The organism is Streptomyces sp. NPDC058284 (genome assembly GCF_042881135.1).
Classification (GTDB): domain Bacteria; phylum Actinomycetota; class Actinomycetes; order Streptomycetales; family Streptomycetaceae; genus Streptomyces.
This window is the reverse complement of the sequence record NZ_JBHVYE010000018.1, coordinates 16,619-30,938: the sequence shown is the minus strand read 5'-3', so window position 1 is coordinate 30,938 and position 14,320 is coordinate 16,619. Positions and strand designations below refer to the sequence as shown.

The window sequence follows — 14,320 nt, the reverse complement described above, 5'->3', positions numbered from 1 at the left end:
CGCGCTACTCGGCCGAGGAGTCCGTGCCCTCGTCCGTACCGGTGGCCGGCTCGGCAGCGTCCGATTCGTCGACGACGATGTCTCCGTCGACTTCCTCGGCCTCGCGCCCGGCCTCGGCGTTACGAGCGATACCGACCACGGCATCGCGCTTGCCCAGGTTGATCAGTTGGACGCCCATGGTGTCACGGCCCGTCTCCCTGACCTCGTTGACTCGCGTACGAATCACACCGCCGGACAGCGTGATGGCGAGGATCTCGTCGGTCTCCTCGACCACCAGGGCGCCGACGAGCTCGCCGCGGTCCTCCACGATCTTGGCGGCCTTGATGCCGAGGCCACCGCGACCCTGGACGCGGTACTCGTCGACGTTGGTCCGCTTCGCGTACCCACCGTCGGTGGCGGTGAACACGAACGTACCCGGACGAACGACATTCATCGAGAGAAGCTCGTCGCCGTCGCGGAAACTCATTCCCTTGACGCCCGAAGTGGCGCGGCCCATCGGGCGCAACGCGTCGTCCGTTGCGGTGAACCTGATCGACTGGGCCTTCTTGCTGATGAGGAGCAGGTCGTCCTCGGACGAGACGAGCTCGGCACCGATCAGCTCGTCGTCCGAACCGTCGTCCGTCTCGCGGAGGTTGATGGCGATGACGCCGCCCGAGCGGGGCGAGTCGTAATCCTTGAGCGGTGTCTTCTTTACGAGGCCGCCCTTGGTGGCGAGCACCAGGTAGGGCACGGCTTCGTAGTCACGGATCGCGAGGATCTCGGCGATCTGCTCGTCCGGCTGGAAGGCGAGGAGGTTCGCCACGTGCTGGCCGCGCGCGTCGCGTCCGGCGTCGGGAAGCTCGTAGGCCTTGGCGCGGTAGACGCGTCCCTTGTTGGTGAAGAACAGCAGCCAGTGGTGTGTCGTCGACACGAAGAAGTGGTCGACGATGTCGTCCTGCTTGAGCTTCGTGCCGCGCACGCCCTTGCCGCCGCGCTTCTGCGAGCGGTAGTCCTCCGTCTTGGTGCGCTTGATGTAGCCACCGCGCGTGATGGTGACGACGATGTCCTCTTCGGCGATCAGGTCCTCCATGGACATGTCGCCGTCGAAGGGCACCAGGGCGGAGCGGCGGTCCTCGCCGAACTTGTCGACGATCGCCGCGAGCTCCTGGCTGATGATCTGGCGCTGCTTCTCGGGCGAGGCCAGGATCGTGTTGTACTCGTTGATCTTCGCCTGGAGCTCGTCGTGCTCGGCGACGATCTTCTGGCGCTCCAGGGCGGCGAGGCGGCGCAGCTGCATCTCGAGGATGGCGTTGGCCTGGATCTCGTCGATCGAGAGCAGGCCCATCAGGCCCTCGCGCGCGATGTCGACGGTCTGGCTGCCGCGGATGAGCGCGATGACCTCGTCGATGGCGTCCAGGGCCTTGAGGAGGCCACGCAGGATGTGCGCCCGCTCCTCGGCCTTGCGCAGCCGGTACTTCGTGCGCCGGACGATGACCTCGACCTGGTGCGTGACCCAGTGCCGGATGAAGGCGTCCAGCGAGAGGGTGCGCGGCACGCCGTCGACCAGGGCCAGCATGTTGGCGCTGAAGTTCGACTGCAGGTCGGTGTGCTTGTAGAGGTTGTTCAGGACGACCTTGGCGACCGCGTCCCGCTTCAGGACGATGACGAGGCGCTGGCCGGTGCGCGAGGAGGACTCGTCGCGGACATCGGCGATGCCGCCGACCTTGCCGTCCTTGACCAGGTCGGCGATCTTCTGCGCGAGGTTGTCGGGGTTGGTCTGGTACGGCAGCTCGGTGACCACCAGGCACTGGCGGTTCTGGATCTCCTCGACCGCGACGACCGCGCGCATCGTGATGGAGCCACGGCCCGTGCGGTACGCCTCCTCGATGCCCTTTCGGCCCACTACGAGGGCACCGGTCGGGAAATCGGGTCCCTTGATGCGCTCGATAAGGGCGTCGAGCAGCTCCTCGTGGGAGGCGTCGGGGTGCTCGAGGGCCCACTGCGCGCCCGCCGCGACCTCGCGGAGGTTGTGCGGCGGGATGTTGGTGGCCATACCGACCGCGATGCCCGCCGAACCGTTGATCAGCAGGTTCGGGAAGCGCGCCGGCAGGACCGTCGGCTCCTGGTTGCGGCCGTCGTAGTTGTCCGTGAAGTCGACGGTCTCCTCGTCGATGTCACGGACCATCTCCATGGCCAGCGGCGCCATCTTGCACTCGGTGTACCGCATGGCGGCCGCCGGGTCGTTGCCCGGGGAGCCGAAGTTGCCGTTGGAGTCCACCAGCGGCATCCGCATCGACCACGGCTGGGCGAGGCGCACCAGGGCGTCGTAGATGGAGGAGTCACCGTGCGGGTGGTACGTGCCCATGACGTCGCCGACCACGCGGGCGCACTTGTAGAAGCCCTTCTCGGGGCGGTAGCCGCCGTCGTACATCGCATACAGGACGCGGCGGTGCACGGGCTTCAGGCCGTCCCGTACGTCGGGCAACGCGCGGGACACGATGACGGACATCGCGTAGTCGAGGTAGGAGCGCTGCATCTCCGTCTCGAGCCCGACGGGCTCGACACGCATGCCCACGCCGGGAACGGCGGGTTCCTCTTCAGGCGTCACAGGCGTCACAGGGGTGTTCTCGTCGGCCATTGCTGGTCAAAGTCCTTTCGAGGTGCGGCTTGTACGGGCCGACTCAGATGTCGAGGAAGCGAACGTCCTTGGCATTGCGCTGAATGAACGAGCGCCGTGCCTCGACGTCCTCTCCCATCAGCACCGAGAAGAGGTCGTCGGCCTGTGCCGCGTCGTCCAGGGTGACCTGTCCGAGCACGCGGTGTTCCTGGTCCATCGTCGTGATGCGCAGTTCCTCGGCGTTCATCTCACCGAGGCCCTTGAAGCGCTGGACCGAGTCGTCCCTGATGCGCTTGCCCGCTTGGCGGCCGAGGTCCACCAGGGCGTCGCGCTCGCGGTCCGAGTACGCGTACTGGAAGTCGTCGCGCGACCACTTGATCTTGTAGAGCGGCGGGCGCGACAGGTAGATGTGCCCGTGCTCGACCAGCGGACGCATGAAACGGAACAGGAACGTCAGGAGCAGCGTGTTGATGTGCTGACCGTCGACGTCGGCGTCCGCCATCAGGATGATCTTGTGATAGCGGAGCTTCTCGATGTCGAAGTCCTCGTGCACACCGGTGCCGAACGCCGAGATCAGCGCCTGGACCTCCTGGTTGTGCAGGATCTTGTCGACGCGCGCCTTCTCGACGTTCAGGATCTTGCCTCGGATGGGCAGGATCGCCTGGTACATCGGGTCGCGGCCGGACTTCGCCGAACCACCGGCGGAGTCACCCTCGACGATGAAGATCTCGCACTTCGTCGGGTCGTTCGACTGGCAGTCGGAGAGCTTGCCGGGCAGCGACGCCGTCTCCAGGAGGCCCTTGCGGCGGGTCAGGTCGCGTGCCTTGCGGGCGGCGACGCGGGCCGTGGCGGCCTGGATGCCCTTGCGGATGATGTCCGCCGCCTCGTTCGGGTTCCGGTCGAACCAGTCCGTGAGGTGCTCGTGGACGACCTTCTGCACGAAGGTCTTGGCCTCGGTGTTGCCCAGCTTGGTCTTGGTCTGGCCCTCGAACTGGGGTTCGCCGAGCTTCACCGAGATGATCGCCGTCAGACCCTCGCGGATGTCCTCGCCCGTGAGGTTGTCGTCCTTCTCACGCAGCAGCTTCTTCTCGCGCGCGTAGCGGTTGACCAGACCCGTCAGCGCGGCCCTGAAGCCCTCCTCGTGCGTACCGCCCTCATGCGTGTGGATGGTGTTCGCGAAGGAGTACACGCCCTCGCTGTACTGCGAGTTCCACTGCATGGCGATCTCGGCCGAGAGGAGGCGGTCCTTGTCCTCGGCCTCGACGTCGATGACGGTCGGGTGGACGACCTCGCCCTTGCGGGAGTTGAGGTACTTCACGAAGTCGACGATGCCGCCTTCGTAGTGGTACGTCACCGTGCGGGCCTCGGCGGCCTCGTCGTCGGTCGCCTCGGCCGAGTCCGCGTTCGCGGTCGCCTTCGCCGACTCGCGCTCATCAGTGAGTTTGATGGTCAAACCCTTGTTGAGGAACGCCATCTCCTGGAAGCGCCGTGCCAGCGTCTCGAAGGAGTACTCGGTGGTCTCGAAGATGTCGCCGTCGGCCCAGAAGGTGACCGAGGTGCCGGTCTCCTGAGTGGCCTCGTGCCGCTCGAGCGGGGCGGTCGGGGCGCCGCTCTTGTAGTCCTGCGTCCAGCGGTAGCCGTCGGTCCTGATCTCGACCGAGAGCTTCGTGGAGAGCGCGTTCACCACGGAGACGCCGACGCCGTGCAGACCACCGGAGACGGCGTAACCGCCGCCGCCGAACTTGCCGCCCGCGTGCAGCACGGTGAGCACGACCTCGACGGCCGGCTTCTTCTCCACGGGGTGCATGCCGACCGGGATGCCACGGCCGTTGTCGATGACGCGCACGCCGCCGTCGGCGAGGATCGTGACGTCGATCGTGTCCGCGTGTCCGGCCAGGGCCTCGTCGACGGAGTTGTCGACGACCTCCTGCACCAAGTGGTGCAGGCCACGCTCACCGGTCGAGCCGATGTACATGCCCGGTCGCTTGCGGACCGCGTCCAGACCCTCGAGGACGGTAATCGCGCTGGCGTCGTACGCCGTGGCTGAGGCCTTGGCAGTCCCTGCCAGGGCCTCGGTGGACGGAATGTTCTCGTTGGGGTTGCCGGAATCGGCCACGAAGCGCCCTTTCTGGCACAGCACAAGCCAAGCGTCCGGCGGTGGCCGGAGCGGCTGCGTCGTTCAGCGATAGTCAGCGTTGCTCGGTGCGTCCCACAAGTGAGGCGGGATTAGCTTCCAGTCTACCGGTAGCGCTGACAGTGATGGGGGTTTGCCGGTACCTGAGTCCGCATGTGCCGTCCTGAACGGGACTCGGCCGACTCCCCATATGCGGAACGGGGCTCCAAAGGGCTCACAGCGGCACTCAGCGCTTCGGGCCGTCAACCCCCAGCTACCGTCGCCGACGGCCTCAGCCGTAGGTGTCGCCGGGACCCGTGCTTCCCGGTGCGCGCAAGGGTCCGAAGCGGTGCGTGGGGCCCTGGGGGCCGAGCACCTTGATGAGGCGTACGGTGCCGTGGCCCAGGTCCTCGTTGAGGCGCGCGACGAGTTGCGGGGCCATGAGGCGGAGCTGCGTCGCCCAGGCCGTCGAGTCGCACTGCACGGTCAGGACGCGCTCGTCCTCGTCGTACCTCTGCGGGACGCAGTGGTTGGCCAGGTCGTCGCCGACGATCTGTGGCCAGCGCCCCATCACGCCGCCCACCGCGGCCGGCGTCTCCCAGCCACGCTCGGTGATCAGGCGATTGATCGCGGAACCCAGCGGCAGCGGGTCGCGTCCGTCGGCGCGCGCGCCGGACCGCAGTCCGCCCCGCCGTGCCTGCTTCTTCTGCTGCGCGGCGTCCCCACGCGCGCGTGCCTGTTCTTTCGCGGCCCGCAGGGCGACCCGGGCGAGGTCGACACCGGAGGGCTCGGGGGTCTTCGGCGTGCCCGCGTCACCGGCGCCGCCCTTGGCGGGCTCCTCGGTGCTCATACGCGTTCCACCGCGCCGTCCGAGACCGCGAACCGGGTGCCGGCCAGGACACCCGGCACGTCGTCGCCCACAGCCGCGGTGACCAGCACCTGCTCGCCCGGCGCCACAAGCTCCGCCAGACGCTCCCTGCGGCGCGCGTCGAGCTCCGCGAAGACGTCGTCGAGGACGAGCACCGGTTCGTTGCCCTCGGCCCTCAGGAGGTCGTACGAGGCGAGGCGCAGCGCCAGGGCGTACGACCAGGACTCGCCGTGGCTCGCGTACCCCTTCGCAGGGAGCTGGCCCAGCTTGAGGACGAGGTCGTCACGGTGCGGGCCGACCAGGGTGACACCCCGCTCGATCTCCTGCTTGCGGGCCTCTTCCAGGGCGGCGGTCAGCTGTTCGTAGAGCGCCTCGCGCGTGTGCCCGCTGCCGGGCGCCGAGGGCTTGTACTCCAGGGAGACGGGGCCGCCGCCGGGCGCCAGCTGTTCGTACGCCTTGTCGGCCAGCGGCTGGAGCGCAGAGATCAGGTCGAGCCGCTGGGCGAGGAGTTCGGCGCCCACCCGCGCGAGGTGCTGGTCCCAGACGTCGAGCGTGGACAGGTCCATGGAGCGACCGCCGTGGCGCCGGGCGAGGGCGGCCGACTTCAGGAGGGTGTTGCGCTGTTTCAGTACGCGGTCGTAGTCGGAGCGGACGCCCGCCATGCGCGGGGAGCGCGCCGTGATCAGCTCGTCGAGGAAGCGCCGCCGCTCCCCGGGGTCACCCTTGATCAACGCGAGGTCCTCGGGCGCGAACAGCACCGTACGGACGATCCCCAGCACATCGCGTGGTCTGACCTGCGATGACCTGTTGATGCGGGCGCGGTTGGCCCTGCCGGGGTTGAGCTCGAGCTCGATCAGCTGCTGGCGCTCGCCCTGGCGGACCGCGGCCCTGATGACGGCGCGCTCGGCGCCCATGCGCACCAGGGGGGCGTCCGACGAGACACGGTGGCTGCCCAGCGTGGCGAGGTAGCCGACGGCCTCGACGAGGTTGGTCTTGCCCTGGCCGTTGGGTCCCACGAACGCGGTGACGCCCGGGTCGAGAGGGACCTCGACCCGGGCGTACGACCGGAAGTCGGCCAGCGAGAGATGCGTGACGTGCATGGTGTGCGCCGACCTCCCCCGGCCTACTTCACTTGCTTCGAGGCCTGTGGGAAACCGCTGGAGTTCCCCACAGGCTGTGGATCAGTTCTCGCTCTTGGACTCCACCGCGTGACCGCCGAACTGGTTGCGCAGCGCGGCGATCATCTTCATCTGCGGGGAGTCGTCCTGGCGCGAGGCGAACCGGGCGAAGAGCGAGGCCGTGATCGCGGGCAGCGGCACGGCGTTGTCGATGGCGGCCTCCACCGTCCAGCGGCCCTCCCCGGAGTCCTGCGCGAAGCCGCGCAGCTTCTCCAGGTGCTCGTCGTCGTCCAGGGCGTTGACCGCGAGGTCGAGCAGCCAGGAACGGATGACCGTGCCCTCCTGCCAGGAGCGGAAGACCTCACGGACGTCCGTGACCGAGTCGACCTTCTCCAGGAGCTCCCAGCCCTCGGCGTAGGCCTGCATCATCGCGTACTCGATGCCGTTGTGGACCATCTTCGAGAAGTGGCCCGCGCCGACCTTGCCCGCGTGGACGGAACCGAAGTCCCCCTCGGGCTTGAGCGCGTCGAAGATGGGCTGGACCTTCGCGATGTCCTCGGCGTCGCCGCCGTACATCAGCGCGTAACCGTTCTTGAGGCCCCAGACGCCGCCTGAGACGCCGCAGTCGACGAAGCCGATGCCCTTGGCCTTCAGCTCCTCGGCGTGCTTCTCGTCGTCCGTCCAGCGGGAGTTTCCACCGTCCACGACGACGTCGCCGGGCTGCAGCAGCTCGGAGAGCTCGTCGATGGTGGCCTGGGTCGGGCCCCCGGCCGGGACCATCACCCACACCACCCGCGGGCCCTTGAGCTTGCCGACCAGCTCTTCGAGGCTGGCGACATCCGCGAGGTCCGGGTTGCGGTCGTATCCGATGACGGTGTGACCTGCGCGGCGGATGCGCTCGCGCATGTTGCCGCCCATCTTGCCGAGGCCGACGAGACCGAGCTCCATCAGAGGTTCCTTCACTAGCGAGGTGGCGTTACGGCACTTTCGTACCTGTGCCCGAGCCTACGCCCGGACACACGCTCACACCTGTGGGCTCAGCCGCTCAGACGTACGGGCATGATCAGGTACTTGTAGGCGTCGTCCGCCTCCGCGTCGACGGCCGGCCTGCCGCTCAGGAGCGCGGGCTTCGTCGACGTCGTGAACGACAGCTGGGCGACCGGGGAGTCGATGGCGCTGAGGCCGTCGAGCAGGAAGGTCGGGTTGAAGGCGATCGAGATGTCGTCGCCGTCCAGCTGGGCGTCGACCCTTTCCACAGCCTGTGCGTCGTCGCTGGAGCCCGCTTCCAGGATCAGCACGCCCTGCTCGAAGCTGAGCCGCACCGGGGTGTTCCGCTCGGCGACCAGGGCCACACGCTTGACGGCCTCCACGAAGGGGGCGGTCTCGATCACGGCCACCGAGTTGAACTCGGTCGGGAAGAGCGTGCGGTACTTCGGCAGGTCACCCTCGAGGAGACGCGTGGTCGTACGCCGTCCGGCGCCCTCGAAACCGATCAGGCCCTCGCCGGCACCCGATCCTGACAGGGCCAGGGTGACCGTGTCGCCGCTCGTGAGCGCCTTGGCGGTGTCCAGGAGCGTCTTGGCGGGCACCAGGGCCACCGCGGACGCCTCGGGGTTCTCCGGCTTCCACAGGAACTCGCGGACCGCGAAGCGGTAGCGGTCGGTGGAGGCCAGGGTGACCGTGTCGCCCTCGATCTCGATGCGCACACCGGTCAGCACGGGCAGCGTGTCGTCGCGGCCCGCGGCGATGGCCACCTGGGAGGCGGCCGAAGCGAAGACCTCACCGGGGACGGTGCCCGTGGCGGTCGGCATCTGCGGCAGCGCGGGGTACTCCTCCACAGGAAGTGTGTGGAGTGTGAACCGGGAGGAGCCGCAGACGACCGTCGCCCGTACACCGTCTGTGGAGATCTCCACCGGGCGGTTGGGGAGCGCGCGGCAGATGTCCGCGAGCAGCCGGCCCGACACCAGGACGGTGCCTTCCTCGTCGATCTCCGCGTCCACCGAGACACGCGCCGAGACCTCGTAGTCGAAGCTCGACAGGCTCAGTGCGCCTTCCTCGGCCTTCAGCAGCAGGCCTGCGAGGACGGGCGCAGGCGGCCGGGCCGGGAGGCTGCGCGCCGCCCAGGCCACCGCCTCCGCGAGTACGTCGCGTTCAACCCGGATCTTCACCGTTAGCCGCCCTCCTGCTGTTGCTGGCTGCTCTCGCCCGCTGGACCTGTGGCCCTCGTCGTCTGACTCGGTGTCTCTCAGCCATGCCGTGGGAAGGACACCGGGGAACAGTCTGACGCACCGCACTGACAGTCGTTGCCTGTCGGGGTCAAGTCGTGGCGAGTGGTGCTGGAGCTCCGGAGCGCGAGTTGTGCACAGGCCCCACTTCGAAACGAATTCCCCGGACTCTCTAGTTGTCAGTAGTAGTAGGGCCTGTGGAAACCGTGGATAACCGCGAAAGCGCTGGTCAGGCCCGGTTTTTTATCCACTGCGCCTGTGGGCGGGACCGGTGGACAACCAGGTGTTTCTGTGGACGGGCGAAAGTTCTGCACACCCGGTGCACAGGCAGGGGCCACTTCTCCCCAGCACTGTCCCCAGCTTTACCCAGCTTCCCCACAGGCCAACCAAGCACCTTGGTGTGACGCCTTTCACTCGACCCGGTGAGAGAGCGCGTTGCGTTGCCGAACAGTGGACAGCCGTGTGGAGAAGCTGAGGAAAGCTGGGGACAACACGTCGCAGCCTGTGGGCCGCCGGTGGACAACTTTCTCCACAGGCTGTGGACGAAGATTTCCTCCACAGGCTGTGGAGACTCGTCGTCCACGAATCCACAGCCGACTGACCTGGCCTGATGATCTCTCAGCAGGGCTCCCTGTGGACAGGGTCTGGACAACTTCCCGGTCCCCAGGGTGTGGACGGCAGAAAGTCGGCACATCTGTGGAGAACAGCCGTATGAGCAGGGGAAATCGAACAGCGAGAGGCGGCCGTACGACATCTCTGTACGGTGCGCCGCGCCCGGAACGGAACCCGGCAGCCCTCAGAACGGGACCCTGCAGCCCTCAAAGCACCCTCCATGCGCGCGTGAATCGCCCTCCACGCGCGCGTGGACAACGAAAAAGGGCGCCCCAGGAGTTGGTTGTCCCGGAACGCCCTCAGTGACGTGTCGCGGCCGACGTCAGCCGTTCTTGATGCGGTTGGTGAGCTCGGTGACCTGGTTGTAGATGGATCGACGCTCCGCCATCAGGGCGCGGATCTTGCGGTCCGCGTGCATGACGGTCGTGTGGTCGCGCCCCCCGAACTGGGCACCGATCTTCGGCAAGGAGAGATCGGTCAGCTCCCGGCACAGGTACATGGCGATCTGCCGGGCCGTCACCAGTACCCGGCTGCGCGACGATCCGCACAGGTCGTCCACCGTCAGACCGAAGTAGTCGGCGGTCGCCGCCATGATGGCCGTCGCGGTGATCTCCGGGGCCGCGTCCTCACCGCCCGGGATCAGGTCCTTGAGGACGATCTCGGTGAGCCCCAGGTCCACCGGCTGCCGATTCAGCGACGCGAACGCGGTGACCCGGATCAGCGCGCCCTCCAGCTCACGGATGTTCCGCGAGATCCGCGACGCGATGAACTCGAGCACCTCCGGCGGGGCGTTGAGCTGCTCCTGCACCGCCTTCTTACGGAGGATCGCGATCCGCGTCTCGAGCTCCGGCGGCTGGACGTCGGTGATCAGTCCCCACTCGAAGCGGTTGCGCAGCCTGTCCTCAAGGGTGACCAGCTGCTTGGGCGGCCGGTCACTGGAGAGCACGATCTGCTTGTTCGCGTTGTGGAGGGTGTTGAACGTGTGGAAGAACTCCTCCTGCGTCGACTCCTTGTCCGCGAGGAACTGGATGTCGTCGACGAGCAGGATGTCCATCTCGCGGTAGCGCTTGCGGAAGCTGTCGCCCTTGCCGTCGCGGATGGAGTTGATGAACTCGTTGGTGAACTCCTCCGAGCTCACGTAGCGCACTCGCGTGCCGGGGTAGAGGCTGCGGGCGTAGTGCCCGATCGCGTGCAGCAGGTGCGTTTTCCCGAGCCCGGACTCGCCGTAGATGAAGAGCGGGTTGTACGCCTTCGCGGGCGCCTCGGCGACGGCGACCGCGGCCGCGTGCGCGAAACGGTTCGACGCGCCGATGACGAAGGTGTCGAAGAGGTACTTCGGGTTGAGGCGAGCGGTGGGCTCGCCGGGGCCCGTCGCGGGCGCCGGCTGTGCGGCGAGTGGCCCGGGGGCGCCACTGGACGAGGTGGGCCCGACCGGCCCACCCCTGTGCACGCCGTGGCCGCCGTGGCCGCCGCCCCGGTGGCCGCCGGGCGGCTCGGACATGTCGTGGCGCTCGCGCCGGTCCTGCGGCTCGGAGCGCTGCTCGTACGGCGAACGTTCCTGCGGCGGCTGCGAGCGGTAGTCGTGCTGCGGCTGCTGCACCGGATTCGCGTACGGGTCGCGCTCGGGGAAGCCGAGCCGCGGTTGCTGCCAGCCGTAGTCGTCCTGCGGCGGGGGCTGCTGCGGCCAGGCGCCGGGGGACGGGCGCTGGTACTCCGGGTAGGCGGGGCGTGCGGTCGGCATCTGGTCGGACCGGGAACCGCCCTGGTGGTCGTCCGAGGGCCGGCGGCCGTAGCTCTCGTAGGAGTCGTGCCCCTGGCCGGAGGAAGGCGGCAGCTCGGGCTCTTCATACCGCTGCTGGTGATGCTGCTGGTGTTGCGGAGAGGGGTGCTGCTGGTGCGGCGGAGCCGGCGGGCCACCGGGTTCACCGACGGAGTCGTCGACGGTGATGGCGATCCGGATCGGGCGGCCGCACTCGCGGCTCAGGGTCTCGCTCACCACGGGCGCGAGACGGCCTTCCAGTACGCCCTTGGCGAATTCGTTCGGGACGGCCAGCAGCGCGGTGTCGGCGACGAGCGCCAGGGGCTGACAGCTCCGGAGCCACCGCTCGTCCTTCGCCTCGACGCCCTGCCCGCGGCCCTCACCCAGCAGATGTTCCAGAACTCGTGGCCACACTGCGGCAAGATCGGCAGGTACGTCAGCCACAGGGCACGCTCTCTCACGGGGTCCCACGAACGTGTGGTTCTCGGGACGGAAATCGGGATGGGGAGAAGGAAGGGAACGAATCGGAGTTCCGTCACGGTAGTCAGGGCGACCCGTAGGGTTCAAGTTGTTGTCCACAGGCTGTGCACAGTGTCTCCCTCTGGCGGCCGGTTTGACCGGATGGCGTAGCCCCGCGTACCGTGACCAGGTCGAGTTGTCGATGGCTGCTGCCGCCTGCCTCCGATGGGCAAAGATCACGATCTGTGATTGTGAAGCGGTGCACTCGGTGCGTATTCGCGAGCTTCTCGTGGGCGCACGGTGACAGCCAGGCGATGTCCCGCCACCACACGATCATTTCTGGAGCCCCCGAGTGAGCAAGCGCACCTTCCAGCCGAACAACCGCCGTCGCGCCAAGACCCACGGCTTCCGCCTGCGGATGCGCACCCGCGCCGGCCGCGCGATCCTCGCCAACCGTCGTGGCAAGGGTCGCGCCAGCCTGTCCGCCTGATATCAGTCAGGTCATGACGTCGTGCTGCCTACCGAGCATCGGCTGAGGCGGCGCGAAGACTTCGCGACCGCGGTACGCCGAGGACGCCGGGCCGGACGCCCGCTTCTCGTCGTCCATCTACGTAGCGGCGCAACGGACCCGCACGTGCCAGGGGAGAGCTCTCCCCCGACACGTGCGGGTTTCGTCGTCAGCAAGGCCGTGGGCATCGCGGTCGTACGCAACACCGTGAAGCGCAGACTGCGTCATCTGATGCGCGACCGGTTGGCCAAGGTGCCCCCCGGTAGCCTGGTAGTAGTACGAGCGCTGCCCGGAGCGGGCGACGCCGACCATGCACAGCTGGCCCGAGACCTGGATGCCGCCTTGGAGCGGTTGCTGGGAGGGGGCGCGCGATGAAGTACCCGCTGCTGGCTCTGATCAAGCTGTACCAGTGGACGATCAGTCCGCTTCTGGGCCCGGTGTGCAAGTACTACCCGTCGTGTTCCCGCTACGGCTACCTGGCCATCGACCGGCACGGTGCGATCAAGGGAACGGCGCTCACTGCCTGGCGCATCCTGCGGTGCAACCCGTGGTCGCTCGGTGGTGTCGACCATGTTCCGCCGCGCAAGCGTCCGCGGTGGCACGAGATGCTGCGCGCTGCCTGGCGCGAACGCAAGGGCGGGCCCTCCGCCGCAGGTGCGCCGACCGGGGACCTTCCCCCGGGAACGGCTGCCGAGACCGAGACCCCGTCCCATGCTCAAGGAGCTTGATTAGTGGACACGATTGCCAGTCTCTTCAGCTTTATCACGACACCAGTTTCGTGGGTCATCGTCCAGTTCCACTCGGTGTACGGGAAGATCTTCGGTCCCGACACGGGCTGGGCCTGGGGTCTGTCCATCGTGTCCCTGGTGATTCTGATCCGGATCTGCCTGATTCCGCTCTTCGTGAAGCAGATCAAGGCGACTCGGGCGATGCAGACGCTGCAGCCCGAGATGAAGAAGATCCAGGAGCGCTACAAGAGCGACAAGCAGCGCCAGTCCGAAGAGATGATGAAGCTGTACAAGGAGTCGGGTACCAACCCGCTCTCCTCGTGCCTTCCCATCCTGGCGCAGTCGCCGTTCTTCTTCGCCCTGTACCACGTGCTCAACGGCATCGCGACCGGCAAGACGATCGGCGTCATCGACGATCAGCTCCTGGAGAGCGCGCGTAAGGCGCACATCGTCGGCGCCCCGCTGGCGGCGAAGTTCACCGACAGCGCGGACAAGGTCGCCTCCCTCGGTGCCACTCTGACGGATGTCCGGGTCGTCACCGCGATCATGATCATCATGATGTCGGCGTCGCAGTTCTTCACGCAGCGCCAGCTGATGACGAAGAACGTGGACACCACGGTCAAGACGCCGTTCATGCAGCAGCAGAAGATGCTGATGTACGTCTTCCCGGTCATGTTCGCCGTCTTCGGCATCAACTTCCCGGTCGGTGTCCTCGTCTACTGGCTGACCACCAACGTCTGGACCATGGGCCAGCAGATGTTCGTGATCCGCCGCAACCCGACTCCGGGCTCCAAGGCCCAGGCCGCGTTCCTGGAGCGCCTGCAGAAGCAGATCACGCACACCAAGAAGGTGCGGGGTCGTGGCAACACGAACGTCATCAAGGCGATCGTCGCCAAGGGCCGCGACCGCAACGAGTTCGAGCGCAAGTTCATCAACGGTCTGACCAAGGCGGGCCTCTCGGCCCAGGCCGACGGCACCGTGGTGGAGGCTGACACCGCCGTCGTCACCGAAACCGAGGACGGCACTCCTGTCGGCGGCGCCGCGAAGCGCCAGCAGCCCAAGCGCCAGAGCAAGTCCAAGCGTCAGTCCGCCACGACGCAGGCGGCGGCCGGTGCCACCAAGGCCGATGTCTCCTCCGAGACGAAGACTTCGCTGGAGAAGACCGAGGCCGAGCCCGAGGACGACGCCCCCAAGACCAAGCCGACCGGTGGCGCCAGCAAGCAGGGCAGCCAGGGCAATCAGCCCGGCGCCGGTCAGCGCAGCCGAGCCAAGTCGGGACAGCAGCGCAAGGGCCAGCAGCGGCCCAAGCACCCGTCCTCCAAGAAGTAGAAGGA

Annotated in this window: 11 protein-coding genes; 4 read left to right on the top strand and 7 right to left on the bottom strand. The window is 67.6% G+C overall.

Annotated features, from left to right (window positions below; all coding sequences use genetic code 11):
- Positions 1-4: 4 nt before the first annotated feature.
- From gyrA to dnaA, 7 genes are all read right to left on the bottom strand, one after another.
- Positions 5-2,617, bottom strand: a complete 2,613-nt coding sequence (gene gyrA / locus ACFVYR_RS24120) for a DNA gyrase subunit A (RefSeq protein WP_384252495.1) — start codon at positions 2,615-2,617, stop codon at positions 5-7.
- A gap of 43 nt (positions 2,618-2,660) precedes the next feature.
- Positions 2,661-4,736 (bottom strand): DNA topoisomerase (ATP-hydrolyzing) subunit B, encoded by a 2,076-nt coding sequence (gene gyrB, locus ACFVYR_RS24115; protein ID WP_384252497.1) that lies wholly within the window; start codon positions 4,734-4,736, stop codon positions 2,661-2,663.
- 265 nt (positions 4,737-5,001) lie between these two features.
- A complete protein-coding gene (locus ACFVYR_RS24110) occupies positions 5,002-5,559 on the bottom strand; it encodes a DUF721 domain-containing protein (RefSeq protein ID WP_384252500.1) in 558 nt (185 codons plus the stop codon).
- The gene (gene recF / locus ACFVYR_RS24105) at positions 5,556-6,677 is read right to left on the bottom strand and encodes a DNA replication/repair protein RecF (RefSeq protein ID WP_384252503.1); all 1,122 of its coding nucleotides are present in this window, start codon (positions 6,675-6,677) and stop codon (positions 5,556-5,558) included. Before recF ends, ACFVYR_RS24110 begins: the two co-directional genes overlap by 4 nt.
- An 81-nt stretch (positions 6,678-6,758) precedes the next feature.
- The gene (gene gnd, locus ACFVYR_RS24100) at positions 6,759-7,643 is read right to left on the bottom strand and encodes a phosphogluconate dehydrogenase (NAD(+)-dependent, decarboxylating) (RefSeq protein ID WP_384252505.1); all 885 of its coding nucleotides are present in this window, start codon (positions 7,641-7,643) and stop codon (positions 6,759-6,761) included.
- 89 nt (positions 7,644-7,732) lie between these two features.
- The gene (dnaN, locus tag ACFVYR_RS24095) at positions 7,733-8,863 is read right to left on the bottom strand and encodes a DNA polymerase III subunit beta (protein WP_384252507.1); all 1,131 of its coding nucleotides are present in this window, start codon (positions 8,861-8,863) and stop codon (positions 7,733-7,735) included.
- A 991-nt stretch (positions 8,864-9,854) separates the two neighbouring features.
- Positions 9,855-11,735 carry a chromosomal replication initiator protein DnaA gene (gene dnaA / locus ACFVYR_RS24090; RefSeq protein WP_384252510.1) on the bottom strand — a complete coding sequence of 627 codons (1,881 nt, stop codon included), beginning with the start codon at positions 11,733-11,735 and terminating at the stop codon, positions 9,855-9,857.
- 367 nt (positions 11,736-12,102) lie between these two features.
- Here dnaA and rpmH point away from each other — a divergent pair, with 367 nt between their 5' ends.
- Genes rpmH through yidC form a run of 4 tightly spaced genes read left to right on the top strand, consistent with a single transcriptional unit; the run spans position 12,103 to position 14,315 of the window.
- Entirely contained in the window at positions 12,103-12,240 is a 138-nt protein-coding gene (rpmH, locus tag ACFVYR_RS24085; RefSeq protein WP_006381191.1) for a 50S ribosomal protein L34, read from the top strand.
- 21 nt (positions 12,241-12,261) lie between these two features.
- The gene (gene rnpA, locus ACFVYR_RS24080; protein WP_384252513.1) at positions 12,262-12,633 is read left to right on the top strand and encodes a ribonuclease P protein component; all 372 of its coding nucleotides are present in this window, start codon (positions 12,262-12,264) and stop codon (positions 12,631-12,633) included.
- Entirely contained in the window at positions 12,630-12,986 is a 357-nt protein-coding gene (gene yidD, locus ACFVYR_RS24075; protein WP_384252516.1) for a membrane protein insertion efficiency factor YidD, read from the top strand. The genes rnpA and yidD overlap by 4 nt, the downstream gene beginning before the upstream one ends.
- A gap of 3 nt (positions 12,987-12,989) precedes the next feature.
- Entirely contained in the window at positions 12,990-14,315 is a 1,326-nt protein-coding gene (gene yidC / locus ACFVYR_RS24070) for a membrane protein insertase YidC (protein WP_384252519.1), read from the top strand.
- Positions 14,316-14,320 lie beyond the last annotated feature (5 nt).